General features: G+C 62.8%; 25 protein-coding genes and 1 pseudogene. 19 read left to right on the top strand and 7 right to left on the bottom strand.

Annotation, left to right across the window (positions count from 1 at the left end):
- The 6 genes from I6F17_RS07130 (at position 1) to tyrS (ending at position 4,708) form a co-directional block, all read left to right on the top strand.
- Positions 1-909 carry a fumarylacetoacetate hydrolase family protein gene (locus I6F17_RS07130; protein ID WP_225131382.1) on the top strand — a complete coding sequence of 303 codons (909 nt, stop codon included), beginning with the start codon at positions 1-3 and terminating at the stop codon, positions 907-909.
- Positions 909-1,346 carry a thioesterase family protein gene (locus tag I6F17_RS07125; RefSeq protein ID WP_225131380.1) on the top strand — a complete coding sequence of 146 codons (438 nt, stop codon included), beginning with the start codon at positions 909-911 and terminating at the stop codon, positions 1,344-1,346. The genes I6F17_RS07130 and I6F17_RS07125 overlap by 1 nt, the downstream gene beginning before the upstream one ends.
- Positions 1,343-2,050, top strand: coding sequence for a hypothetical protein (locus I6F17_RS07120; RefSeq protein WP_225131378.1), 708 nt, complete (start codon positions 1,343-1,345; stop codon positions 2,048-2,050). The genes I6F17_RS07125 and I6F17_RS07120 overlap by 4 nt, the downstream gene beginning before the upstream one ends.
- A gap of 191 nt (positions 2,051-2,241) precedes the next feature.
- On the top strand, positions 2,242-2,427 hold the full coding sequence (locus tag I6F17_RS07115) for a hypothetical protein (RefSeq protein WP_225131376.1): 186 nt from the start codon (positions 2,242-2,244) through the stop codon (positions 2,425-2,427).
- Between the two features lie 174 nt (positions 2,428-2,601).
- On the top strand, positions 2,602-2,877 hold the full coding sequence (locus I6F17_RS07110; protein ID WP_225131374.1) for a hypothetical protein: 276 nt from the start codon (positions 2,602-2,604) through the stop codon (positions 2,875-2,877).
- Between the two features lie 568 nt (positions 2,878-3,445).
- A complete protein-coding gene (gene tyrS, locus I6F17_RS07105; protein ID WP_225131373.1) occupies positions 3,446-4,708 on the top strand; it encodes a tyrosine--tRNA ligase in 1,263 nt (420 codons plus the stop codon).
- Between the two features lie 181 nt (positions 4,709-4,889).
- Here the strand turns inward: tyrS and I6F17_RS07100 are convergent, their stop codons facing one another.
- The gene (locus tag I6F17_RS07100) at positions 4,890-5,108 is read right to left on the bottom strand and encodes an antibiotic biosynthesis monooxygenase (RefSeq protein WP_225131405.1); all 219 of its coding nucleotides are present in this window, start codon (positions 5,106-5,108) and stop codon (positions 4,890-4,892) included.
- A gap of 699 nt (positions 5,109-5,807) precedes the next feature.
- Here I6F17_RS07100 and I6F17_RS07095 point away from each other — a divergent pair.
- From I6F17_RS07095 to I6F17_RS07075, 5 genes are all read left to right on the top strand, one after another.
- Positions 5,808-7,112, top strand: coding sequence for an ABC transporter substrate-binding protein (locus I6F17_RS07095; RefSeq protein ID WP_225131371.1), 1,305 nt, complete (start codon positions 5,808-5,810; stop codon positions 7,110-7,112).
- A gap of 70 nt (positions 7,113-7,182) precedes the next feature.
- The gene (locus tag I6F17_RS07090) at positions 7,183-8,082 is read left to right on the top strand and encodes a branched-chain amino acid ABC transporter permease (RefSeq protein WP_036013410.1); all 900 of its coding nucleotides are present in this window, start codon (positions 7,183-7,185) and stop codon (positions 8,080-8,082) included.
- Positions 8,082-9,038, top strand: coding sequence for a branched-chain amino acid ABC transporter permease (locus I6F17_RS07085; protein ID WP_225131369.1), 957 nt, complete (start codon positions 8,082-8,084; stop codon positions 9,036-9,038). The genes I6F17_RS07090 and I6F17_RS07085 overlap by 1 nt, the downstream gene beginning before the upstream one ends.
- The gene (locus I6F17_RS07080; RefSeq protein ID WP_225112763.1) at positions 9,038-9,781 is read left to right on the top strand and encodes an ABC transporter ATP-binding protein; all 744 of its coding nucleotides are present in this window, start codon (positions 9,038-9,040) and stop codon (positions 9,779-9,781) included. Before I6F17_RS07085 ends, I6F17_RS07080 begins: the two co-directional genes overlap by 1 nt.
- Positions 9,778-10,449 (top strand): ATP-binding cassette domain-containing protein, encoded by a 672-nt coding sequence (locus I6F17_RS07075; protein ID WP_225131367.1) that lies wholly within the window; start codon positions 9,778-9,780, stop codon positions 10,447-10,449. Before I6F17_RS07080 ends, I6F17_RS07075 begins: the two co-directional genes overlap by 4 nt.
- 93 nt (positions 10,450-10,542) lie before the next feature.
- Here I6F17_RS07075 and I6F17_RS07070 read toward each other — a convergent pair whose 3' ends face one another.
- Positions 10,543-10,782: a hypothetical protein gene (locus tag I6F17_RS07070; protein WP_225131365.1), complete on the bottom strand. Its 240-nt coding sequence runs from the start codon at positions 10,780-10,782 to the stop codon at positions 10,543-10,545.
- Between the two features lie 130 nt (positions 10,783-10,912).
- Here I6F17_RS07070 and I6F17_RS07065 point away from each other — a divergent pair.
- Positions 10,913-11,091, top strand: a pseudogene (locus tag I6F17_RS07065) (IS5/IS1182 family transposase); the annotation flags it as partial.
- Positions 11,092-11,343: 252 nt separating this feature from the next.
- Here I6F17_RS07065 and I6F17_RS07060 read toward each other — a convergent pair.
- From I6F17_RS07060 to I6F17_RS07045, 4 genes are read right to left on the bottom strand one after another with little or no spacing between them, the layout of a single operon-like run.
- Positions 11,344-12,057 (bottom strand): ABC transporter ATP-binding protein, encoded by a 714-nt coding sequence (locus I6F17_RS07060; protein WP_225131363.1) that lies wholly within the window; start codon positions 12,055-12,057, stop codon positions 11,344-11,346.
- Positions 12,054-13,823 (bottom strand): branched-chain amino acid ABC transporter ATP-binding protein/permease, encoded by a 1,770-nt coding sequence (locus tag I6F17_RS07055; protein ID WP_225190413.1) that lies wholly within the window; start codon positions 13,821-13,823, stop codon positions 12,054-12,056. Before I6F17_RS07055 ends, I6F17_RS07060 begins: the two co-directional genes overlap by 4 nt.
- Entirely contained in the window at positions 13,820-14,863 is a 1,044-nt protein-coding gene (locus I6F17_RS07050; protein WP_036034562.1) for a branched-chain amino acid ABC transporter permease, read from the bottom strand. Before I6F17_RS07050 ends, I6F17_RS07055 begins: the two co-directional genes overlap by 4 nt.
- 44 nt (positions 14,864-14,907) lie before the next feature.
- Positions 14,908-16,056, bottom strand: a complete 1,149-nt coding sequence (locus tag I6F17_RS07045; protein ID WP_225112770.1) for an ABC transporter substrate-binding protein — start codon at positions 16,054-16,056, stop codon at positions 14,908-14,910.
- 634 nt (positions 16,057-16,690) lie between these two features.
- On the opposite strand from I6F17_RS07045, the gene I6F17_RS07040 reads away from it, so the two are divergent.
- The 7 genes from I6F17_RS07040 to I6F17_RS07010 are packed head-to-tail and all read left to right on the top strand — an operon-like array spanning position 16,691 to position 24,068.
- Positions 16,691-17,473, top strand: a complete 783-nt coding sequence (locus tag I6F17_RS07040) for an aspartate/glutamate racemase family protein (RefSeq protein ID WP_225131167.1) — start codon at positions 16,691-16,693, stop codon at positions 17,471-17,473.
- Between the two features lie 31 nt (positions 17,474-17,504).
- Entirely contained in the window at positions 17,505-17,933 is a 429-nt protein-coding gene (locus I6F17_RS07035; protein WP_081493654.1) for an organic hydroperoxide resistance protein, read from the top strand.
- Positions 17,934-17,955: 22 nt separating this feature from the next.
- Complete coding sequence (locus tag I6F17_RS07030; RefSeq protein WP_225131165.1) at positions 17,956-19,134, top strand: thiolase family protein; 1,179 nt, start codon at positions 17,956-17,958, stop codon at positions 19,132-19,134.
- A complete protein-coding gene (locus I6F17_RS07025; RefSeq protein WP_225131163.1) occupies positions 19,131-20,372 on the top strand; it encodes an SDR family NAD(P)-dependent oxidoreductase in 1,242 nt (413 codons plus the stop codon). Before I6F17_RS07030 ends, I6F17_RS07025 begins: the two co-directional genes overlap by 4 nt.
- A 35-nt stretch (positions 20,373-20,407) precedes the next feature.
- Positions 20,408-21,190, top strand: a complete 783-nt coding sequence (locus tag I6F17_RS07020; RefSeq protein WP_225131160.1) for a cyclase family protein — start codon at positions 20,408-20,410, stop codon at positions 21,188-21,190.
- Between the two features lie 58 nt (positions 21,191-21,248).
- Positions 21,249-22,406, top strand: coding sequence for an ABC transporter substrate-binding protein (locus I6F17_RS07015; protein WP_225131159.1), 1,158 nt, complete (start codon positions 21,249-21,251; stop codon positions 22,404-22,406).
- Between the two features lie 9 nt (positions 22,407-22,415).
- On the top strand, positions 22,416-24,068 hold the full coding sequence (locus I6F17_RS07010) for an ATP-dependent acyl-CoA ligase (protein WP_225131157.1): 1,653 nt from the start codon (positions 22,416-22,418) through the stop codon (positions 24,066-24,068).
- 12 nt (positions 24,069-24,080) lie between these two features.
- Here I6F17_RS07010 and I6F17_RS07005 read toward each other — a convergent pair whose 3' ends face one another.
- Positions 24,081-24,587, bottom strand: coding sequence for a MarR family transcriptional regulator (locus I6F17_RS07005; RefSeq protein WP_225131155.1), 507 nt, complete (start codon positions 24,585-24,587; stop codon positions 24,081-24,083).
- Between the last annotated feature and the right edge of the window lie 248 nt (positions 24,588-24,835).

The following is a 24,835-nucleotide window of genomic DNA, read 5'->3' as shown; positions in this document are numbered from 1 at the left end:
ATGCGTCTCGTCACCTACACCTTGGGCTCCAGCGGTGCCCGTCTTGGAGCCCTGGTCAATGGACTGGTCGTCGATATCGAGCACCTTGGTGCGTCCAGCGGAGTGACATGGCCGAGTGACATGCTGTCGTTCATCGACAACAGCGTGACCCTGCTGCCTGCCCTCAGGGATGCACTGGCGGACGCCGATGGCCGCTTCCCGGCCGGCTCGGCGATTGCGGTCGAGGATGTAAAGCTGCAGGCGCCGATCCCGCGGCCGCGGAAAAACATCTTCGGCATCGGGCTGAACTACCGGGCGCATGTGGCCGAATCCGCCAAGAACCTGGATACGGACAAGGACCTGCCGAAGCAGCCGGTCGTCTTCTCCAAGCCGCCGACCTCGGTGATCGGCCCGGGCGCGGCGATCCAGCACAATGCGAAGATGACGCAGCAACTCGACTGGGAAGTCGAACTCGCCGTCATCATCGGCAAGACCGCAACGCGCATCACGACCGACAAGGCGATGGACCACGTCTTCGGCTATTCGGTGATGATCGACATTTCCGCGCGCGACAATCGCCGCGCCGGACAGTGGATTTTCTCCAAGGGCATGGACACGTATGCGCCGTTCGGCCCCTGCATCGTGACCGCGGACGAGATTGCCGATCCGCACGATCTGCGGCTGTGGCTGACCAAGAACGGGGTCACGAAGCAGGACTCCAACACCAAATACATGATTTTCGACATTCCGGTGCTGATAGCGGACATTTCGTCGGGCATGACGCTCGAGCCGGGCGACATCATCGCCACCGGTACGCCTGAAGGCGTCGGCGCCGGCATGAGCCCGCAGGAATGGCTTTGGCCGGGCGACGTGGTCGAGGCCGGCATCGACGGCGTCGGTGCCATCCGCCACCCCGTCGTTGCGATCTGATGACGAATTTTTCGTTCGATCGCGAGCTCAGGTTCGGAGATTGCGACCCCTCGGGGATCGCGTACTTCCCGTCCTATTTGAACATCCTCAACGGCGTCGTCGAAGATTTCTGGGCGCGGATCGGCTTTCCATGGCCGGAGCTGATCACGGTCCGGAAGATCGGAACGCCCACGGTGCACCTGAACTGCGATTTCTCCCGGCCGTCGATGTTCGGCGATCTCCTGACATTCAACCTGCGCATCATCATGGTCGGTGGGTCGTCTCTCCATCTCGAGCATATCATCTCCGGCGCGAATGGCCCGCGCTGGCGCGCGCGCCAGATCCTTGCTGCGACCTCGCTGGTCGATCATCATGCGATCCCATGGCCCGATGACATTCGCCTCGCACTGATGGCGCATGTGAGTGTGGGCGAGGGGACCGAGGCAACGCCCGCATGATCTCGCTGTTCATGGCATTCTCCGATTCCACAGACGAACGGCGAGTTCGTCCCGATGAGGTTGCCTCTGTGGCGGAGCGCGTCGGATCGATCCCCGACATGACCGAGGCCCTGCTGTTCACGCCGCTCGAACAGTCGGTCGACCATCCATACAAGGCCGACGGCACCGGCCCCGCCTTTGCGCTTCAACTCCGGTTTCCCGACCTGTTCGCCTGCGAGGCGGCAATGGACCGCGGCGGCGTCCTCGCCAACCTCGCAACAGGGGCCGGGCTATCCGGCCTCACCGGACTCGATGTCGCACACCAGGTGATGCTGACGCGCGCGTTTCCCGTCGATGTCGCGGAGCACCCGGCGGGAACGACCACTCCGTGCAGTTACCTCGTGCACTATCCCGGCCCGGCCGAGGATATGAACGCCTGGAACCTGCATTATCTGGAGCACCACCCGTCGATCATGCGGACCTTCCCGAACGTTCGCCAGATCGAGATCTACACCCGCGTCGACTGGGTCGACCGGTTGCCGTCGCAGCGCGTCGAGCACATGCAACGCAACAAGCTGGTGTTCGATAGCCCAGAAGCCCTCGCGCACGCACTCGGCTCCGACGTGATCAAGCAGATGCGTGCGGACTTCGCGAAATTCCCGCCATTCGCAGGCGGCAACAAGCATTTTCCGATGCTGACGCGGGTGGTGGCGGCGAGGTCCTAGGCCGCGTACCCATAGCCCGGCGGCGTAGTGCGGCCAAAAGCAATGTCCGCTTTGCTCCTATAGCGACCGAGTTCGTGCGGCGGGGCAGTATGTCGCGATTGGGCACAAGGAGACACCGGTCTCAGTTCTAGGTATGGCTTCAAGCTCGAATTAACTCGCCTCTACCAGTATCTCCGTGGCGAGGGCCTGAAATGTTGGAATGGCTGGAATTAAGCGGACTGGGGCCGCACTTGGCCCGCGTCCGCCGTTGGCTGGACAAAATGCCGAACCGCGAGTTCTCTCAACTTGGTGTTGCGGGTAAGTTTGGCCGCCTTATGCTGGTGTTGTTGGTCCTCGGCTTGCTTCTCGCACCAGCCATCTGGTTCCTCGCCAAATAGTAAGCGGACGGTGCTTGAGGCTCGGCCACATCGATGGCTAGGACGACGACATCTGCCTCGGGTCAAAAGCCGCCGATTTGTCCAGTGGTCGGGCGCCACACGCAGACATCCGCATGGTGCTTCGCATGTTCAGAGTAATGTATGCTCGCTCTGGAAGCCGCTAGGAGTGGGACCTTGCCTCCAACGTTCATGTATTTTGTAGCCTTGTCGGTTTGGATACCCTTTGCGTCTCTGGTCTGGCTTTTGGCTGGCGTGATGGCACTCAACTCAGGTACCCGCCGTAAAGGATTGGCGCTTGCTCTAGCAATGATTGCGACTTTTCCGTCTGTCTTCCTTTTCCAAGCTGCCGCCGCACCTTTCGTAGCAGCAGTGGTTGTCGGTGCAGCATGGCTGTCGGGCATCCTGGACCCCGCGTCAAAGGCCACACACGTCACGACAACGGACTGGTGATTGCAACAATCTCGGGGATGGTGCTGCTCGCTTTCGTAACAATGCTAACCGTGTCCATCTTTGGATTCTTCGAGGGGTGGCTGCTGGGGTGGCGCTGCCCTCATGGGGAGCGTTTCCGCGATGTGATCAAGCGCGGACCAGCGGCTCGTCTCCTTCGGCGAATGGGGCTCATAAAGCTGCGCCACGCTTCATAGACGTTTCCGCTATGGGTTAAAGGCTGCCTTCGGCGGCCCCACGATAGCTTTCCGCTCAGCCCTCGGAAGCCGACCGCGCGAGGCCACCAGCCGAAATCCGCCACGGGCCAAAAGCAGACGAAGTCACGAACATCTATTTTCTGAATCTGCAACCGACGGACTGGATCCGGTTAGCCGCACGCGGGACAAAACGGTTGCATTTGCAACGATGCTGCTCTAAAGGCTCTGCATGATCGAGTTTGTGCACATCGCAACCAAGTATTACGCGACGTTTCCATAGGGAGCGGCGCGTTTCGATCATGTCTTGAAACAAGCCGCTGTCGGGCGGCTTTGTTATTCCGGAGACCTCCTGACGGCAATTCCAGGAGATTCCGATGAAAGATTTTGGGTTTTCAGTCGACCAATTCCAGCCCCGATCTCAGGCTCTGAGAACGCTGATCGAACGCGGCCACTTAAATCAAGCTACCAACTTAGCTGGCATCGACGCCGCGTTTGAAGCGGGCATCGTCACCGCTTATGTCGGCTTCGACGCGACGGCAGATAGCCTCCACGTGGGCCACCTTCTGCCGATCATGACGTTGCGCCGTCTTCAGCAGGCTGGCCATCGACCGATTGTTTTAATCGGCGGGGGTACCACGAGAATTGGTGATCCAAGCTTCCGTTCGGATGCTCGTCCCATGCTCTCTGATGCTCAGATTGCGGCTAATATTGACGGCATCAAAACAGTGTTCGAACGCCTTCTGACTTTTGGCGACGGCCCAACCGATGCTGTGATGGTCAACAATGCCGATTGGTTGGACAGTGTCCGCTGGATCGACATGCTTCGCGAGGTCGGGCGGCACTTCTCGATCAATCGAATGCTCTCGTTCGACAGCGTGATATCGAGACTTGAGAAACAGGAGAATCTGACCTTCTTAGAGTTCAATTACATGATCCTTCAAGCGTTCGATTTTCTGGAGCTTTCCCGTCGATGCAATTGCGGCTTGCAAATGGGGGGAGCTGATCAATGGGGTAACATCGTGAGCGGAATCGACCTGATACGGCGATTGGACAGGAAGGAAGTGTTTGGGCTAACTGCTCCGCTGTTAACGACCGCTTCGGGAGCGAAGATGGGCAAAACCGCAGCAGGGGCCGTGTGGTTGAACGCGGACCGCTTGTCACCTTACGAATACTGGCAGTTTTGGCGAAACACAGAAGATGCTGACGTCGGTCGGTTTCTCAGACTGTTTACGGACCTCTCTACAGTCGAGATAGGGAAGCTCACCGAGAACGACGGATCTGAGATAAACTCCCTTAAAGAGCGGCTTGCAACTGAAGCCACGGCTCTCGTCCATGGTATCGACGCCGCGAAGCATGCAGCCGCTACCGCGCGGCAGGCGTTCGAAGGACACGGTGTGCCGGTCGGTGTGCCGACGTTGGAGCTGAATGGTGCAGAGCGCGACCGCGGAATACCCTTGGTGGAATTGCTGGTTCGTACAGGTTTGACCAGTTCCAAAGGCGAAGGGAGGAGGATGATCTTGGGGCGAGGTATCAAACTGAATGACACGGTCGTCGAAGACCCTGACCTAATAGTGCAACCGTCTTCATTGCCGGTCAAACTTTCGGTGGGCCGCAGGCGGCACGCGGTTGTGAGGTGAAGCCTGGTGGAGGTGGCGATGAATGCGCTTGATCGTCATGTCCCCTTTGGGTCAAGATCGGCAGTCCAGACCGCTGCAATCAGTTTCCGCTCTACACCCGAGAACCGACGCTCCACCGAGCATTCCGATGGGCTGCGAAGGGCCAACAGCGGAAGTCCGGATTCGCGCGCGGGGGCGAGGCCTACCTATCAATGGGCGAGAATATGCGCACGACCTCATACATGCCCGGCTCAAATTTCGCGATGGTGAGCGCCTCTTCGAGAAAGGGTAGCGGTCCAGGATCCCGGCGCATGGCCTCATAGTCTTCCGCGCTGCGCCACTGCGCATACATGGTCACCTTCGTGCCGTCGAGGCTCCGATGAAGGGTCGAGGAAACAAAGCCAGGTGCCCGGCTGACGATTCATCGGTCGCGCGCGCAAGCAAATCGAGGAGCCGGCCCTGGTTGGCTGGATCTACCGTGAAGACATTTATTAGGCTGATCATGCCGGTTCGGTCCTCTCTTTTGTTGCCTGATGCCTTGCCTATCACGAAGGGGGGAGTTCCAATAGGACCGTCACCATTTCAGCCTCGCGCCGGATCGACCGCCCGAGGTCGTTGCTGGACGCAAATGACGCGCCCCTGAGAGAACCCCTGTCAAACCCAAGGTAGGCCGCACCGGGTCATGGCCATTGATGCCCGTTGCGGGTCAATCGCGTCGGTTGGGCCCGATTTGATGTAGGCCCGGTAGACCCCAGACTGCTGACATATCCTCCGCCGTGGGAGACGGCAGCGAAGGGCCATAAGCGGAAGTGCGTTCGGTGTTTGTTGCTGGAACGGGAGCGCCTATGTCGCAGAGCAACGGCAGGCACGAATGGCCCGCAGCGGGCGCTGGCCGGAGCTTTTATCGCACCATGGAATTAGAGGCATCGACCATTTTGGGGGCCTTGTCCGTTCCAATCGATGCGCTTCCGACAAAATGGGGGGCGGCGTCGAACTGAATTCGTCGGCTCGTGAATGGCGGCCAGAGGGGGCTGGCAACATGGGACAATTATAGTACCGTTGTTGCAAGAAGAAGCGCACGGCAGCTGAAGCCGGGCACATAGAACAGGGAGGACTTTCGATGCAGTTTCTCAAGGCTGCGGTGGCAGCCGGGCTTGTCATTGCGACCTTTACCGGCAACTCGCTTGCGCAGACCAAGCCGTCGGAGCTCAAGATCGGCATCACGACGTTCCTGTCGGGCCCTGCGTCAGTCTTTGGTGTGCCGGCGAAGGCCGCAGCGGAGATGATCGCGGAGGACCTCAACAAGAAGGGCGGCATCGGCGGCGTGCCGGTCAAGCTCTCCTTCATCGACGAAGGCGCGGGAGGCGAAGCGCTCGTCTCGAACTACCGACGCGTTGTGCAGGACGAAAAGGTCGATGCCACGTTTGCTTCGATCTCGTCGGGCAGCTGCACCCAGTTGGTGCCGGTCGCCGAAGACCTCAAAGTCATGAATTTCATGTGGGACTGCGGTGCGGCCTCCATCCTCGAAACCAAGAAGTACCGCTACAATTTCCGGACTCAGGCGAACGGCACGCCGGAAATGCTGGCCGTGCTCCTTTACCTACTCAAGACCAAGCCCGACTTTAAGACGATCGCGGTGGTCAATCAGGATTATGCATGGGGGCGGGAGAGCTGGGAAATCTTTTCGACGGCGCTCAAGGCGATGAAGCCGGACGTGCAAGTCGTCGCGGAGCTCTTCCCGAAGTTCGGCGCACCGGACTACTCCACTGAAGTTTCCCGTCTGTTGGCGCTGCGGCCGGATGTGGTTCTGACCACGTCTTGGGGCGGAGATCTCGATACGCTGGTCCGCCAGGCCGGTCAGCGCGGCCTGTTGCAGCAGTCGACCTTCGTGCTCGGGATCGGCGAATCATCGATCCAGCGGTTGGGCAAGGACTTGCCCGAAGGCCTGATCGTCGGCGCGCGCGGAGACCACTGGTTCCTGCATCCCGAGAAGAAGAACGACGCGGCCTTCAAGGCGTTCAATGAAGCCTTCAAGGCGAAGACCGGTGCATGGCCGATCTATCCGGTCTATCACATGGCGCAGGCATTCAAGGCTCTGCAGACCGCCTACGACAAGGCGATCAAGTCCAACGGCGGCAACTGGCCCACGCGCGAACAGGTCGTCGACGCGACGGCGGGCATCGAGTTCGCGACCGGCTTCGGCCGTCCGATTACGCTGCGGCCCGAGGACAACCAGGGTCTCGAAGCTCAGCTGGTCGGCGTCACCAAATCCGTTCCGGGGTACGACTTCAAGCTGCTCGACAACATGATGATCTTCGATCCGAAGGTGATCACCAACCCGGCGGGCGTACGATCGGTTGAGTGGCTTAAGACGCTCAAGCCGGACTTCGTCAAGATGGACGTGCCGACCTTCAAAGCTCAGTAACGGCGCGCTGAACTTTTGATCCCCGTCCTCCGAGCCCGTCCCGGAGGACGGACCTTTTCCGAAGGCCATCATGAACTCGACACTCGCTATCTTGGCGATCCTCGATGGGATCAGCTACGCCGCACTGGTGTTCTTGGTCTCGGTCGGGCTCAGCCTGATTTTCGGCGTGCTGCGCGTGGTCAACGTCGCGCACGGTTCGCTGTACGCGTTCGGCGCCTACCTGGCTGCGACGTTCAGCCTTGCAATCGCGCCGATCTCGCCTTGGCTCACCTATCCCGCGCTGCTGGCCGCCTCCATCGTGATCGGCGTCGTGTGCGGCGGTTTCATCGAACGGTTTCTGTTGCGACCGCTCTCCGGACAGGAGGACGTCCTCCAGCTTCTGATCACTTTCGCGGCCTTCATGATCATGGACAACCTGCAGCGTCTGATCTGGGGCGTGCAGCCCATCTTCGCCGCGGAGCCGTTGAGACTACTTCCCAACATCGCCGTGTTCGGCGTCAGCTACACGTCATACCAGGTCATTCTGCTGCCCGGCGTCGCATTGGCGACGCTGTTCGGGCTCCGCTACTTCCTGCGCAGGACGCTGTCGGGAGCGGTGATCCTTGCGGTCACGGAGGACCGCGAAGCTTCGACGGCCATCGGGATTGACGCAAAACGCGTATATTTCGTCACCTTCGTCATCGGCGCGAGTCTGGCCGCGTTGGGAGGAGCGCTGGCCTCGCCGACCACCTCGCTGGTCCCCGGTATGGGCGCCGATATGATCGTGCTTTCCTTTGCCGTCGCTGCGACCGCGGGTCTCGGCCAGATCGAGGGCACCGCGCTCACCGCGCTGATGATCGGCCTGACCCGTGCCTTCGTGATCTATCTCCAGCCGGAATTCGAAGTTCTCGTTCCCTATCTGCTGATGGTGCTGGTGCTTCTGGTGCGTCCGTTCGGCCTGTTCGGCGCCGTGCAGGTAAGGAAAATATGATGAGCGGTCGCATCAAGCCGGTCACCACGATCGCGACCATCTTCTTTCTGGCCAGCGCCGTCGCGCCCCTTTTTGTAGCGAGCTGGGCAACCCTGTTCGCGTTGATCCTAGCGAAGGGCATCGTCGTTCTCGGTATCATTCTTCTGCTGCAGGCGGGACAGGTGTCGTTCGGACATGCAATGTTCTTCGCTACCGGGGCATATACCGCGGCGTTCTGGGGCAAGTACGTCGGTGGCGGCGACATCGTGCTCTTCATCGCGCTGGGCGGCATAACCTCCGCCGTCTTCGGCCTCATCGTCGGGCTCTTCGTCGTGCGCTACCGGGAGATCTTTTTCGGAATGCTGAATCTGGCGTTTTCGATGGTGCTGTGGTCGCTGCTGGAGAAGATGTTTCATTACACCAACGGCGCCGACGGCATCCGGGTCCCTCGTCCGGCCCTGTTGGGGCTGTCGTTTACGCCCGAAACCTTCCAGTACGTCATTCTTTACGTGAGCCTCTTGATCGCGGTCGTCGCCTTCTACGGCGTGCAACGCTATCTCGATAGCCCGCTCGGACACATGCTGCGTGCCGTCAAATCGAACGAGACCCGGCTCGAGTATCTCGGGACGTCCGCACGGCGCGTGCTTCTGATAGGCTACGTGATCTCGGCTTTTCTCGGCGGCATCGGCGGCACGCTGGTGGCGATCATCCAGCAGATCGCCACGCCCGAGTTCGGGTTCTGGACGAAGTCGGGCGAGTTCGTCTTTATCGCGATCCTAGGCGGCAGCGCCCACGCCTTCGGAGCGTTCGCCGGCGCGGCGATGTTCGAGTGCGTGCGCTTCTATGCGGCGGCCCACCTGGCCGACACCTGGCAGCTGATCCTCGGCGCGGTCTTGATCGTCATCATTCTCTATGCGCCTAACGGACTGATAGGTCTCAGGCAGCGCTACGGCCAGGCGAAGCAGGGAGGACATTGATGACGAACGTCCTCCTTTCCGCGAAGGGTATCAAGATCCGGTTCGGTGGCGTCGTCGCCGCCGACGGTATCGATCTGGATGTGCTCCAAGGCGAGAACCTCGCGATCATCGGACCGAATGGCGCGGGAAAGACCACCTTCCTCAACATCTCGACGGGTTATCTGCGGCCGCAGGCCGGAAGCATCACCTTCCTAGGCCAGGAGATCACCGCGCAGCTCCCGCGCACGATCACCAAGCTCGGCATCGCGCGGGCCTTTCAGATACCGCAGCTTTTTCTCGATCAGACTGTGATGGAGAATATGCTGATCGCCGCGGCCTCGCGGCTGGGAAGTCCTTCCGGCTTCACGGCTCTTTCCGCCCTGCCTGAGCTGCCTGAAATGGAGCGCCTTCTGGATCTCGTCGGCGTCAAGTCGTACGCGTCTCGCAAGGCGAGGGAGCTTCCCGAGGGACAACGCAAGCTGGTCGACATCGCTCTGGCGCTCGCGCTGAAGCCCAGGCTGCTGCTGATGGACGAGCCCACTTCGGGCGTCGCCTCCGCCGAAAAGCTGGAGATCATGGACATTCTGACGTCCGCGCTCGCCAAGGAGAAGGTAACTTCGGTCTTCGTCGAGCACGACATGGACATGGTGGAGCGCTATGCCCACCGAGTCGCGGTGTGGAACGTCGGGAAGATTCAAAAGGTCGGCACGCCGGCGGAGGTTCTGGCCGATCCCAAGGTCCGCGAACAGGTGATCGGCATATGACGGCGATGCTGGACTTCGAGAACGTCAACGTCGCGATCGCCGATGCGCCGGTGCTGCGCAGCGTCAGTTTCTCGCTGCCACCGGGCGCGACCGCCGCGCTCATCGGGCGAAACGGCGCCGGCAAAACCACGACGGTACGGACCATCATGGGCTTCACGAAGGCGAGCGGTACCGTGCGCCTGGGCGGTCAGGACCTGGGGCATGTTCCTCCGCACCGACGGCCCTTCCTGGGCATCGGCTACGCCCCCGAGGACCGTCGTCTCTTCTCGGCCTTTACGGTGGAAGAAAACATTCTTTTGCCCGCTCGCGTCGCGAAACTTGGCGCGGAAGAGGCGCGCCGGCGGCTGGAGCGAGCCTACTCCGTCCTGCCGGAGCTCGAGGAACTGGCGGGTCGCCCGGCGGGCTCCGTCTCGGGCGGCCAAGGCAAGATGGTCGCCCTCGGGCGCGCCCTGATGCTGGGCACCCGCCTCGTCATTCTGGACGAGCCGTTCCAGGGCCTCGCCCCTGTGCTGGCGCAGAGGTACGCCGAGGCGCTGCGTCGGCTTCGTTCGCAGGACCGGGACATTACCCTGCTGATCACGGAGTCGAACCCGAAGCTGCTCGAGACCTTCGCCGACGTGACGCTGACGATCGAGCGCGGCGAAATCGAAAGCCGGGTCCTTGCGTAGCGCCGTGCGGCCGCCACGGAGTTATTGCCCGAAGAGAAAGGGCCAGCGTGTAGCTGACCCCTTCGGCAGCACTGGAGCGATCAAAGAACTTGCTTACTTCTTGCACTTCTTGGCCGACTCTTTGTCCGCATACGGACCACAGTTGTAGGCGTTGTTCAGTTCGTCCATCGTCTGCGGCCAGCTATCCATGGAGCCCGCCCGGGCACCATTCTGGCTGGTTCCCACGTTTTTCACCTGCTGGGAACGAGTTGGTTCTGCTTCTGCATCAACTGCGAAAGATGCAGAGAAAAATCCGGCTGTAAGAAGTCCGACGAACAGCGTCTTGGTAATCATGGTTTCCTCCCTATGGAGTTCGAGTTCAGAGTAGCCGTTGGTGGCCACGCAAAGCGGGGGAGTTCAAAATCAGCGCGACGTGCGGCGCACGATCGGAGGGGGGTACTTGAAAAGGGTGATGTAAGTCACTCTAGACGCACTTGCTGCTGCCCATGATGCCGCTGTCCAGAGATCGACATTTCGATTGTCCGCGTCCATCAGCATGGCGCCTGTATCACTAGGAATTGGCACCAATCGATGGGAAGGTTGCGCGGCGGCTTGACGCGTAAAATCCACGCGGTGGTCGGTAGCAATGGTTTACCGGCACGCACGGGAATTCAGACTGTCGGGGCGTCTTGCAGTGTACCTACGAAAACGGAAGTCCAGGTTGGCGGTTGAAGCCGTCGGCATCCGGAGCGGCGATGATGGCATTATGCCCCTGTTTTGCCCGACGGAACAACCTGTTTTCGCAAAATCCGTAAGGCTCGCCGCAAGTCATTGAAAACGCTGTCAGCGGCTACTGTGCATGGGGTTGTTTTCGACTTTCTGTTTTTCCAGCGACCCTGCCTGTCCAGATCAGCGCTAGTGTCCGCCGAGATAGGCTGTGATCAGCCGGGGATCGTGGATGAGATCCTTGGCGGGGCCCGACTGCACGATCTCGCCGGTCTCGAGCACATAGCCGTAGTCGGCCGTCTCCAGCGCGGCGCGGGCGTTCTGCTCGACCAGCAGGATCGAGACGCCGAGATCGCGCAGCGAGGCGATGGTGCGGAAGATCTCGCGCACGATCAGCGGTGCGAGGCCGAGGCTCGGCTCGTCGAGCATGAGCAGCTTGGGCCTCGCCATCAGCGCGCGCCCGAGCGCCAGCATCTGGCGCTCGCCGCCGGAGAGGGTGCCGGCGGCCTGGCGCTGCCGCTCCTTCAGGCGCGGAAAGCGATCATAGACCTCGTCCAGCGTCTTCTGGACGCCCGAGCGGTCGCGCAGGCTGTAGGAGCCGAGCAGGAGATTGTCGGCGACCGACATGTCGGAGAACAGCTCGCGCTTCTCCGGCACGAGGCACAGCCGGCGCTCGACGCGGTCCTCGACGGACATCCTGCCGATGTCGTTGCCCTGAAACACGAGGCGGCCGCGGGAGGCGAGCAGCCCGATCGCCGCCATCAGCAGCGTGGTCTTGCCGGCGCCGTTCGGGCCGATCACGGTGACGATCTGGCCTTCCTCGACCGACAGCGAGACGTTGCGGACCGCTTCGACATTGTCGTAGCAGACGGTCACATCCGTCATGGAAAACATCTCGCTCACGCGACGCCTCCGAGATAGGCCTCTTGTACCCGTTCGTCGCTCCGGATTGCGGCGGGCGCGCCCTCGCAGAGCTTGGAGCCGAAGTCGAGCACGACGATGCGGTCGACCAGCGACATCACGAACTCCATGTCATGCTCGACGATCAGGATGGTCAGATGGTCCGACCGCAGCGAGCGGAGCAGCTCCGCAAGCCTGAGCTTCTCCTGGCGGCGCAGGCCCGCGGCCGGCTCGTCCAGCACCAGCAGCGCCGGGTCTGCGGCGAGAGCGCGCGCGATCTCCAGGATGCGCTGGTTGCCGAGCGGCAGATTGCCCGCGAGCTCGAACGGCTTGTCGCAGAGCCCGACGCGCTCGAGCTGCTTCAAGGCCTCGTGCCGGGTGCTGGCTTCCTCGCGCTGGTTGAGGCGGAAGGCGCCGGCGAACAGGCCCGTGCTGGTGCGCGCGTAGGTGCCGAGCATGACGTTCTCGAGCAGGCTCATGCGCGGCCGCAGCTTCACATGCTGGAAGGTCCTGGCGATTCCGCCCCTCGCGATGCGGGATTGTGGATCGCGCGTGATGGCGCGTCCGGCAAAGACGATCTCGCCCTTGTTGACCCTGAGCGCGCCCGTCAGGCAGTTGAACATCGTGCTCTTGCCGGCGCCATTCGGGCCGATGACGGCGAGGATCTCGCCGGAGCGGACCTCGAAGCTGACATTGTTGACGGCGACGAGACCGCCGAACCGCCGTTCGGCGCCGTCGACCTTCAGAAGCAGTTCGCCCGGTTTCGGCTGGGGACGGCGGGGCAGGGGCGGGGCGGCTGGCGGCCGTTCGCGCTTGATCTTCGGCAAGTAGCGCGCGACGAACGGCACGATGCCCTGCCGCGCCCATTGCAGGAACAGGATGAACAGCGCGGAGAAGGCAACGATCTCGAGCTGGCCGGACGCGCCCTTGGCGATCAGCGGCAGATAGTCCTGCACGCTGTTCTTCAGCAAGGTGACGATAGCGGCGCCCACGACGCCGCCGAGCAGGCTGCCGGCGCCGCCGACCATCGACATCATCAGATATTCGATGCCCATGCCGGCATCGAACGGGCCCGGGCTGATGAAGCGGCTCATATGGGCGTAGAGCCAGCCGGAGAGCGAGGCGAGGAAGGCCGCGATCACGAAGGTCACGAGCTTGATCCGGAAGGCGTTGATGCCGAGGCTTTCGACCAGGATATTGCCGCCGCGCAGCGCGCGCATGGCACGGCCGACCCGGGAGTCCAGGAGATTGTATCCGAGGAAAAGCACCACGACGACGATGCCCCAGATCAGGAAATAGATCTGGGCGCTCGAGACGAGCGCGAACGATCCGATACTGATCGGCGGGATCGACGAGATGCCGTTGAAGCGCCCGAGCCCCTCGACATTGCCGAACAGGAAGCCGATGGCGAGCCCCCAGGCGACGGTCGAGAGCGACAGGAAATGGCCCTGGAGCCGCAAGGTAACGACGCCGAGGATGGTCGCGACGCCGCAGGTCAGCGCCACCCCGAACACGAGGCCGAGCCACGGGGAATATCCATTCAGAGCGGAGACCCAGGCCGTGGCATAGGCCGCGACGCCGACGAAGGCGGCCTGTCCAAATGACACGATGCCGCCGACGCCGGTGAGCAGGGCAAGGCCGATCGCGACCAGCGAATAGATGCCGATATAGTTCATCAGCGTGATGCTGAAGGGGTTGAGGACGAATGGCGCGAGCGCGAGGCACGCTACCGCCGCCACCGCCGCGAGCTGAACGTGAAGGCGCGTCATTCCTCGATCTCCTCCTCGGAATGCAGCGAGGCGAGGGATCGCCAGATCAGGATCGGGATCAGAAGCGAGAACACGATGACATCCTTCAGCGCGCTGCTCTCGAAGGATGCGAAGCTTTCGAGGATACCGACGCCCACGGCGCCGATGGCCGCGCCGGGATAGCTGGTCATGCCGCCGACGATGGCGCCGACGAAGGCCTTGAGGCCGAGCAGGAAGCCGGAATCGTAGAATATGGTGTTGACGGGCGCGATCAGGATTCCGGAGACGCCGGCCATCAGCGAGCCCAGGAGATAGGCGATGGTGCCGGCGCGGGCGGGACGTATGCCCATCAGGCGGGAGCCGGTCCGGTTCACGGCCGTCGCGCGGAGCGATTTACCGACCAGCGTGAAGTCGAAGAAGAGATAGAGCAGGCCAGAGAAGACGAGGGCTGCGATCACGATCAGCATGGTCTGGCCCGAGATCAGCACGCCCGCAAACTCGGTCGACAATGACGTCAGCGGCTCGGTCCTGACACCCTCGGGACCGAAGAAGAGCAGCCCAAGGCCGACCAGCGCGAAGTGCAGGGCGACGGAGACGGTCAGGAGCAGCAGCACCGTTCCGTCCGCAATGGGACGAAAGACGATCCGGTCCAGCAGCGGGGAGATGGGGGTGATCAGCATCAAGGCCAGCACGAGCCTGATGGCGAGCGGCGGCTCGGCGCGCATGGTCAGCCAGGCGAGGCCAACCACGGCCAGCGGCAATGCGAGATAGAAGAAGAGAGCGCGCGGAACCAGCCGACGCTCGCCGTTGCGCAGCAGCGAGATGATTTCGATCAGGGTTGCGAGGCACGCAAGAATGACGACCAGCGCGCCCGTGCCCGGAAAGCGCTTCGCATCGAGCGCTGCCAGCGTCAGCGCCGTGAAGGCCGCGATGTCGCCAAAGGGAATGAAGATGACCCGTGTCACCGTGAAGATGAGGACGGTCCCTATCGCCACCAGCGCGTAGACTGCGCCGGTGGCGATCCCGTCGATCGCAAGAATGGCTGCGATGTCGCTCGTCATTGAGAACGTCGTCCCCCTTGTTCTGGTGGCCTGCCGCCGTCCGACTACGGCGCGTATTTCCAGGCGCCGCCCGTCAGGCGCACTACGACCAGCGCGCGCTCATCGACGCCGGTCACCGCGCCGGGCTTGAAGTTGTAGATGGCATGCACGCCCGGTAGCTCCTTGGTGCTGAGGATGGCGTCCCGCAGGGCGGCGCGGAATTCCGCCGTGCCGGGCTTCGCCGTCTTGAGCGCGCGCTCCGCTGCGTTGGCGAAGATCAGCCAGGCGTCGAAGGAGTAGGCCGAGAAGCCGTCGGTGGTCGGGATGTTATGGACCTTCTGGTAGACGCTGCGGAAATCCAGCGCGATCTTCTTGGCGAAATGTTCGTCGGGCAGCTGCTCGGCCACGATGACCGGGCCGGCGGAGACCTGGATGCCTTCGGCCGCCTTGCCGCCGACGTTCACGAAGTCCGGATTGACGAGCGCCACCGTGCCGTAGGTGTTTCCCTTGAAGCCGCGCTCCGCGAGGCTGAGGAGCGGCAGCGCGCCTTGCGTCCCCGAGCCGCCGTCCAGCACGGCGTCCGGCCGCGCCGCTAGCACTTTGAGGATCTGCGCGGTGACCGAGGTGTCGGTGCGCGCATAACGCTCGTTGGTCTGGATCTTGACATCGCCGGCGGCCTCCGCCGCCTTGGCGCCGTTGTAGACGAGGTCCCCCCAAGCGTCGGAGAAGCCGATATAGCCGATGTTCTTCATGCCATCGCGCTTCATGCGATCGGCGATGATCTTGACGAGGAGGGACGCAGGCTGCGGCACCGACACCACCCACTGCTCGGGTGTTTCCGGCAGTTTGCCGATCGGCGAGACCGCGATCATCGGCACTTTCAATTCGCTCGCCACCGCCGCCATGGCGATGGTCGAGGGCGCCGTCGCGGTGCCTATCAGGAGGTCGACCTTCTCTTCTTCCACCAGCTTGCGCGCGTTGCGGGTCGCGGCCGACGGGTCGGAGCCGTCGTCGAGCTGGATCAGACGGATGGTCTCGCCGTTGACGGTCTTCTTGTATTCATAGGCCGCGTTGATGCCGCGCCCGTAGGGGATGCCGATCGACGAGCCGTTGCCGCTGAGCGAGGTGACGAAGCCGATGGTGATATCGGCCCGCGCGGCGGGGGCTGTGACGATGCCGGCGGCAAGTGCAAGTAAACTCAGAGTCTTGCGCATATGCGTTCTCCTCCGTTGATGCTGGATAGGAATGCTTCGATGCTGCCGCGCGGGGCCCCGAACGACGAACCGACCGATTGAAAACATTGCTGCGGCGCCAAATACCGGGCGCGACCGAAGAGAGTGTGCTCGCCCGGCGCTCAGCAGCCATGATGTTGCGTGCCGCGCGAACGATAGGCCCATCGGCACATGCAAGCGGGCCTTTTCCGGAGCGATGAAAGGTCGTCGGTGCCGCCGCGATGCGCGAACGGCGATGCTGCTGCTAAGGCCGGCTGTTCGAGCACGGCGACTGTCCACACGATCGAGTCTCTCAAAATCGGTGCCCTGCAACATCATTGTCATGGCCACCGGTCCTTGACCGGCGAGGAATTACTTAAAGCCTAAAGTAACTCCGGTGGCGCCGTCAACACGTGTCACAGGGCTGTCAGAAAAAAATGTTGTTGCATACAATTTCGTCAGTGTGCGGCGCTTCTGCGCTACTCGACCGATCGAAAACGCCGTGCTCGCCTTGGCCCCGACGGCCCTGGTCGCCGTCGCCGCCGCGCGCATTTGACGCGTCAATTAGTTTATGATTGAAATATATTCATCGGCAGCCGACGACCGATCCTCCGATCATCGCTTGAGGAGAAGGACGATGCGCATCTTCTGGCAGAGCTTTGTTGATGCGAGCGTGAATGCGCCCTACATGGCGCGGCTGTCGGAATACCTGAACGACATCGCTGCGCCAGGCACGACGGTCGACGTCCGGGGCATCAGTCCGCCGGACCGCGAGTTCGGACGGCTCGCGGAATTGCGCTGTGCGGTCCAGGCAATCGACAACGGCATCGCAGCGGAGGAGGGCGGGTTCGACGCCTTCGTCATGGGGCATTTTCAGGATCCCGGTCTCTACGAGCTGCGCTCTGCGCTCGACATTCCCGTGATCGGGACCGGCGAGGCGACGTTGCTGGCGGCCTCTCAACTCGGGCGGCGGCTAGGTCTTGTGACGCTCGATCCCGTCTTCGAGGTCTTGCACTATGAGCAGGCCGAGCGTTACGGCCTCGGCGATCGCGTCGTCCACGTGACCGGCCTTGGCTGCAGGCCGGAGGATTTCGCCGATGCGTTCGCCGGAAACGCTGCCGCGCAAGCCCGCATGGTCAAGGATTTCGTTGCCTGCGCGCTCCCGCTGGTGGAACGCGGCGCGGATGTCGTGATCCCGGCCGGCGCGTTGCCAGGCCTTTTGATCGGGCGAGAGCATGGCCTGAAGGTTGGCCACGCTCCGGTGGTCAACTGCGCGGCCGTGGCGCTCAAGAGTGCCGAGATGTGGGTGCAGCTCCGGAAGCTCAATGGCACCGAGCCCAGCCGCGGGCCGAGCTTCAGGCGGGCCAGCCCCCAGGCCCGCGATGACTTCCGCGCGCTACTTGCCCGTAACGGCCGCTAGTGCTCGAAACACCGTTGCTGGAGAACAAGTCATGATGACCCCCGAAAAGATCCTGTACGAGACCGAGGTGACGGCGACCGGAGGTCGGGATGGCAAAGCCGCCAGCGCTGACGGTCTGCTGTCGGTGTCCCTGTCCTTGCCGAAATCGATGGGTGGTCCCGGTGGCGAAGGCACCAATCCCGAGCAGCTCTTTGCGGCCGGCTATGCCGCTTGCTTTCTCGGCGCGGTCAAGCTCGTCGCACGCACGCGGAAGGTGGTGCCCTCTGCCGAGCCGTCCGTGACTGCGAAGGTTGCGATGGGGCCGGTGCCCGTCGGATATGCGCTCGCTGTCGAGCTGAAGGTCAACCTGCCCGGTGTCGAGAAGGCTGTGGCCGAAGAGGTCGTTGCCGGTGCGCATGAGCGTTGCCCCTATTCGAACGCAACCCGCGGCAATATTGACGTGAAACTGACGGTGGTCTGAGGCGGATGAACGAGGGCGGTCGGTGACTAACACCTTGCGCGCACCATATGACGGCGTGGTGATTGCGGCTCCCGTCACGATTCCCTATGTGCGCTACTCCATCGAGAGCGCGCAATGGTGGATCGGGCGGGCGCTGAGCGCGCTCGTCGCGCAGGCCGGCATCCAGGCGTCCGACATCGACGGCCTATGCGTCTCCAGTTTCACCATGGGCACGGACAGTGGCGTCGGATTGACGCAGCATTTCGGGCTCTGCGTCCGGTGGTTGGACACGATCCCGCTCGGCGGCGCCAGCGCCATCGCGGCGCTGCGCAAGGCGGCGCGCGCGGTTCAGGCGCGCGATGCCGACATGGTGGCGTGCGTCGCTGGCGACACCAATCACGTCGATTCGTTCAGGCTGACGCTGGAGAATTTCTCGCGATTCAATCAGGACGCCGTCTATCCTTACGGCGCTGGCGGCGCCAATGCCAGCTTTGCGCTGATTGCGCGCAACTATATGCGAATGTTCGGCGTCACGCGCGCGGACGTCGGCAAGATCGCTGTCGCCCAGCGCGCCAATGCCCTGCGCAACCCGCATGCGCTGATGAAGGCGCCGCTCACGCTCGAGCAATACCTGGCGGCCCGGCCGATTTCCGATCCGATCCACCTGTTCGATTGCGTGATGCCCTGTGCTGGCGCGGAAGCGTTTCTCGTGATGCGCGATGAGACGGCGTCATCCCTGAAGCTGCCCGCCGCGCGACTCCTTTCGACGATCGAGCGGCACAATGCCTTTGCCGACGATCCGATGCAGGTGCGCGGCGGCTGGGCGATGGATGTCGGCGATCTCTATGCGATGGCCGGCGTGAAGCCTGACGATCTCGATGTCGTGCAGACCTATGACGACTATCCCGTCATCACGATGATGCAGTTCGAGGATCTCGGCTTCTGCAAGAAGGGCGAGGGCGCCGAGTTCGTGCGCCAACACGATCTCACCATCGACGGCGACTTCCCGCACAACACGTCGGGCGGACAACTCTCGGTCGGGCAGGCCGGTGCTGCCGGCGCCTATCTCGGCCTCGTTGAAGGGTTGCGGCAGGTTCTGGGCAGTGCCGGTCCCACGCAGGTCAGGAATGCGAGCCTCGCTCTGGCCTCGGGGTTCGGTATGATCAACTATGATCGTGGTCTCGCCTCGGGTGCCGCGATCCTTGCTGGACCTTCGCGATGATAGAGCCGATCAAGCCGCCTCGGCGCAAGAACCCGCTGCTGCGGACGCGGCTACCGGCCTCGCCACCGCGACCGCGCAGCAGGATGTCGCACGGGTTCACGCGCGCGGCCGCCGAAGGCCGCTTTATGCTGCAGTGCTGCGAGGCTTGCGGCACCTTTGCCTATCCGGCGCGCGAAGCCTGCCCGTCCTGTCTTTCGGCCGGCCTCGCTTTCGTCGATGCGCCGCGGCGAGGTGTACTGCTTGCCGAGACAACGGCACGGGTGCCGAGCGACGTCTATTTCCGCGAACGGGCGCCGTGGCGGATCGGTCTCATCAAGATGGATTGCGGTCCGACGATCGTCGCACATCTTCATGCCGACTGCGCAGAGGGCGCGGCCGTCAGCATGTCGTTGCAACTCGACAAGAGCGGCCAGGCGGTGGCCTTTGCCCGTCCCGAAGGGGAGACTCCCAACATGGCAGACGACAAGCAGTGGCGGGAAATGACGGCCGATCCGAAATTCCGTCGGGCGCTCGTCACCAACGGCCGCAGCGTCATCGGTCAGGAAGCCGTCGCCGCTTTGAAGGCGGCGGGCGCCAAGACGGTGTTCGTCGGCATTGCCGAACCATGGCGGCCGTTCGTCGGCGAGGAGCGGCTGCGCGGTCAGGACGGGATCGAGATCGTGACTCTCGATGCGGCTGACGAAAAATCGGCTACCGATCTTGCGGCCGACATCGGCGGCAAGGTCGATATTCTCGTCAACACGACGGAATACATTCGGCCGGGCGGCCTGCTCGACCGCAGGGGCACGAGCATTGCACGGGACGAGATCGATCAGGCCTATCTCGGCTTCATCAATCTGGCTCAATCCTTTGGCCCCGCCATGCGGATGCGCGGTGCCGACGGCATCAACAGCAGCGCGGCATGGGTCAATATTCTCTCGGTCTATGCACTGGCGAACTGGCCCGCCTTCGGCGCCTACTCGGCTTCGCAGGCCGCCTGCCTGTCGTTGTCGCATTGCTTGCGCGCGGAGCTGCGGCCGGGCGGCGTCCGGGTGATGAACCTGTTCACCGGCCCTGTCGACACCGAATGGTTCCAGACCGTGCCGCCGCCGAAGGTCGCACCGCGCGCGATCGCGCAGGCGATCGTGTCGGGCCTCAAGAACGGGCTCGAAGAGATGTATGTCGGAGATGTCGCCGAAGAGATCCGGCAACGTCTCGCGGCCAATCCGAAAGCGCTCGAGCGCGAGCTCGACCGATAAGAAGCGGGATTTCAACCGAGCTTGAGGACGTGACGATGAAAAGCAAGAGTCTCCTGGAGCTGGCGAGTGCGATTTCTTCCGGCGCGGTGCGCGTCGTCGATCTGACCTTCACACTCAGTCCGGACTTTCCGGTCATCGTCCTCCCGCCGGAGTTCGGTCAGGCCGCGCCTGTCCGCATCCAGGAGATATCGCGATACGATGGTCGCGGGCCGGCCTGGTACTGGAACAACGTTACGTTCGGCGAACACACCGGCACGCATTTCGACGCGCCGATTCACTGGTTCACCGGCAAGAACCTGCCGAACAATGCCGTCGACACGATGCCCGCCAAGGACATGATCGCACCGGCCTGTGTCATCGACTGCTCGGCGCAGGCGGCGCAGGATCCCGATTTCCTGCTGACCGTCCCGATTGTCGAAGCCTGGGAAGCAAGGCACGGCCGGATCCCCGAGCGGAATTGGGTGCTGCTCAGGACCGACTGGTCGAAGAAGGGCTGGCGCGACTACTCCAATCTCGGGGACGACGGCGCGCATACGCCGGGCCCGAACCCGGCGGTGATGAAGTGGCTGGTGGAGGAGCGCGGTGTCATCGGTTTCGGCACCGAAACCATCGGCACGGATGCGGGGCAGGCCGGACACTTCGAGCCGCCTTATCCGGCGCATCACTTCCTGCACGGCGCGGGCCGCTACGGCCTGCAATGCCTGTGTAACCTGGATCAGCTTCCGGCCACCGGTGCCGTCATCGTGGCTTCGCCACTGAAGATCCAGAACGGCTCCGGTAGCCCGCTTCGAGTCATCGCTCTGGTGTCGTCCACTTGAGCCCCGATCCATGGCGCTCGCCAATCAGAACAAGAAATTCTCCCGAAAGACAGGTGCCATGAACTTGATCAAGAGCCTGGTGGCTTCCACTGCATTGCTGCTTGCCGTTCCGCAATTCGCGCGAGCCGAGATCCTCGTCGGATTCGTCACCGGCCTCAGTGGGCCGGTGTCATCGATCGGTATTCCCAACGCCAAGGGGATCGCGGCAGGTCAGGCCTATATCGGCGAAATCGGCGGCGAGAAGCTGCGGGTCATCCAGCTCGACGACGGCTCCGATCCGACCGCGTCGGCACGCAATGCGCGCAAGCTGGTGGAGCAGGAGAAGGTCGATATCCTGATCGGCACGTCCGGCGCTCCCCAGACGCTCGCGATGGCGACCGCGGCCATCGAGATGAAGATTCCGATGATCGCGGTGTCGCCGATCGCACCGGTGCCGTCAGGCGACGGCGGTCCCTGGGTCGTGCAGACGCCGCAGCCCACGCCGCTTCTGGTGCAAGGAATCGTCGACCACATGAAGGCGAAGAGCCTGACGACCGTGGCCTTCATCGGTTTCTCCGATGCGTTCGGCGATCTCATGTACAATTCGCTCGAGCAGAGTGCGAAGGCCGCCGGCATCAAGGTCGTCGCGAACGAACGCTATGCCCGGTCGGACTCCTCGGTGACGGCTCAGGTGCTGCGCGCACTCGCCGCGCGTCCCGACGCCATCATGCTCGGCGGCACCGGCACGCCGGGCGCGCTGCCGGTCATCGCTCTGTCCGAGCGGGGATATAAGGGACCGCTCTACGGCAATCACGGGCTGATCAGCGCCGATTTCCTTCGTCTGGCCGGCAAGGCCGCCAACGGCATCATGTGCCCGACGGGACCTGTGACCGCGGCGGAGCAGCTTCCGGCCAGCAATCCGATCCAGAAGGTCGCCCTGGATTTCCGCGCGGCCTTCGAAAAGGCCAACGGCGAGGCGCCGACGGATTCATTCTCGTCCTATTCCTTCGACGGCTGGCTGATCTTCGCCGACGCCGCCAAGCGTGCGCTGGCAACCGGTGCCAAACCAGGCTCACCTGAGTTCCGTACCGCGATTCGCCAGGCGCTGTTCACCACCAAGGAGGTGGTCGGAACGCAGGGCGTCTACACCTACACGCCGGCGGACCGGCATGGGGTGGACGATCGCTCGCGCATCATGGTTCAGATCGAGGACGGCAAGTACAAGCTGTTGCCTTGAGGTGCGAGCATGGTCGCAATGGAGAAAGATGCGCTGGCGAACATCACCGACCTGGCCGGCGGCGAGAACGCGGCGCCTGCCTGGGCGCGCGCGATAGCGTCGTTCCCGCCGTCTGAGCGCATCCTCTCGACGATGCTCACGCGGCAGGCGGAGCGTTACGGCGACCGCCTTCTGCTCGTTGCTGGAGAGACGCGTTGGAGCTTTGCGCAGGCTGCGACGACTGCGGCTGCGTCGGCCCAGACGCTGGTCGATGCCGGGATCAAGCCGGGCGACCGGGTCGCGCTGATGTGCTCGAACCGTCCGGAGTTCTTGCAGGTCTATCTCGGTTGTGCGTGGCTGGGGGCGATTGCGGTCCCGATCAACACCGCCTTGCGCGGCTTCCAGCTGTCCCACATTTTCCGCAACTCGCGTCCCGCGCTGCTCGTCATCGAGGCTCAGTTCGCCAGCGCGGTCGCGAATGTCGAGCTGCCGCCTCGGACCTGGATCATCGGAGCTGCCGCCGACGCAATCGGTGCCAGGCTTTCCGCGGTCTCGCTGCCGCCTCTTGGTGCCACAGCCCCGGCCGGCGCCGTGCGTCCCGGTGACACCGTTGCGATCCTCTATACGTCGGGCACCACGGGGCCTGCGAAGGGTGTGTGCTGTCCGCAGGCGCAGCTGTTCTGGTGGGGCATCTATTCGGCGCGGGCGCTCGGAATCCGCGAGGGCGATGTGCTGTTCACGACGCTGCCGCTGTTCCACACCAACGCACTGAATGCGTTCTATCAGGCGCTGCTGAACGGATGCACGTACGTGCTCGAGCCGAAATTCTCTGCTTCCGGCTTTTGGGCTGCCGCGCGACAGCACAATGCGACGGTCGGCTATCTGCTCGGCGCGATGGCCTCGATGCTGCTGGCGCAGCCGAAGAGCGCAGACGAGTCAATGCATCGTCTTCGTGTCGCGCTTGGCGGTGGCGTGCCGCCGCAAATCCACGGCCCGTTCCGCGAGCGCTTCGGCGTACCGCTGGTCGACGGCTACGGGTCGACGGAGACGAATTTTGTGTTCGCCGGCACGATTCCGTCGGATCGGGCGGGGACGATGGGGTACCTGGCCGATGGCATTGAGGCGCGGATCGTCGACGAGAATGATTCCGAGCTGCCTGATGGAGAGGCCGGCGAGCTCGTGCTTCGCGCGAGAGAACCCTTTGCGTTCGCGTCCGGCTATTTCGGCATGCCGGAGAAGACCGTGGAGGCCTGGCGAAATCTGTGGTTCCACTCAGGCGATCGGGTCGTTCGCGATTCCGACGGGCATTATCGCTTCATCGATCGCATGAAGGATTCCATCCGCAGGCGCGGCGAGAACGTGTCCTCATGGGAGGTCGAGCAGGCGATCCAGTCGCACCCCGCGGTCGCTGCCTGCGCGATCTACCCGCTGCCGTCGGAGTTGGGTGAGGACGAAGTCGCTGCTGCAATTCTTCTGGAGCCGGGCCACGTGCTCCAGCCCGTCGACATCGTCAGGCACTGCGAAGGACAGATCGCCTATTTCGCCATTCCGCGCTATGTACGAATCCTGGGTCAGATGCCGCTGACGGAGAACGGCAAGATCAAGAAGGGCGTGCTGCGCGATGCCGGCGTCACGACGGATACGTGGGATCGCGAAGCGGCCGGAGTGAAGATACGACGCTGACGTCGTATTCGCTTAAGGCTTTTGCAAGGCGTCCCTGACGGCGGCCTTGAGTTCGTCGAGCTCGCCGATCAATCCATCGAACCGATCTGCCGGGAATTCCGCCAGCAGCTCCGCAAGCCATGCACCGTGGCTCTTGGCCATTCGCCTGAAGATCTTGCGGCCTTCGACCGTCATACAGACGATCTGCACGCGCCGGTCGAGGTTCGACGCCGTGCGGGTGATGTATCCATCTGCGACCAGGCGGTCGACGATTGGCGTGAGGTTCCCGGCCGAGACCATCAGGCGCTTGGGCAGCTCTCCCAGCACAAGTCCGCTTGGTTCGCGGTCGAGCTGGGCGAGAACGTCGAAGCGGGGCATCGTGAAGTCGAACTCTTCGCGAAACCGGCGCCGCAGCTCGCCTTCGATTAGGGTCGTGCAGGCGAGCAGTCGGAGCCAAAGGCGTGTCTGAGCCCTGTACTCGGCCTCCTGATCCGTCTCATTCCTGGCCGAAACAGGGGTGGACTCCTTCGCGAGTGCCAATCGAATCTCCCGGGCTTCGTGGCTTACGAAAGCTGGCGCAGCTCTCGTGGACATCGGCAAGATAGTTCGTGCCAAAAGTAAATTCAAGGCTGGGTCCGAGGGATCCGGAATCGGCGCCGCCGTGCATCCGATTTACACTAAATTTCAGGACCAGCGCTGCGCTGAGGGGCGTGCCCTCCGGCGTCTTTGCAGAACCGCCTTGACAAGCCACGCATCGAGGAAATATTTTATACTTAAAATAAATGGGT

This window comes from Bradyrhizobium sp. NBAIM18 (genome assembly GCF_020193825.1).
GTDB classification, from domain to species: Bacteria; Pseudomonadota; Alphaproteobacteria; order Rhizobiales; family Xanthobacteraceae; genus Bradyrhizobium; species Bradyrhizobium yuanmingense.
This window is presented reverse-complemented; position numbering and strand designations above follow the sequence as displayed.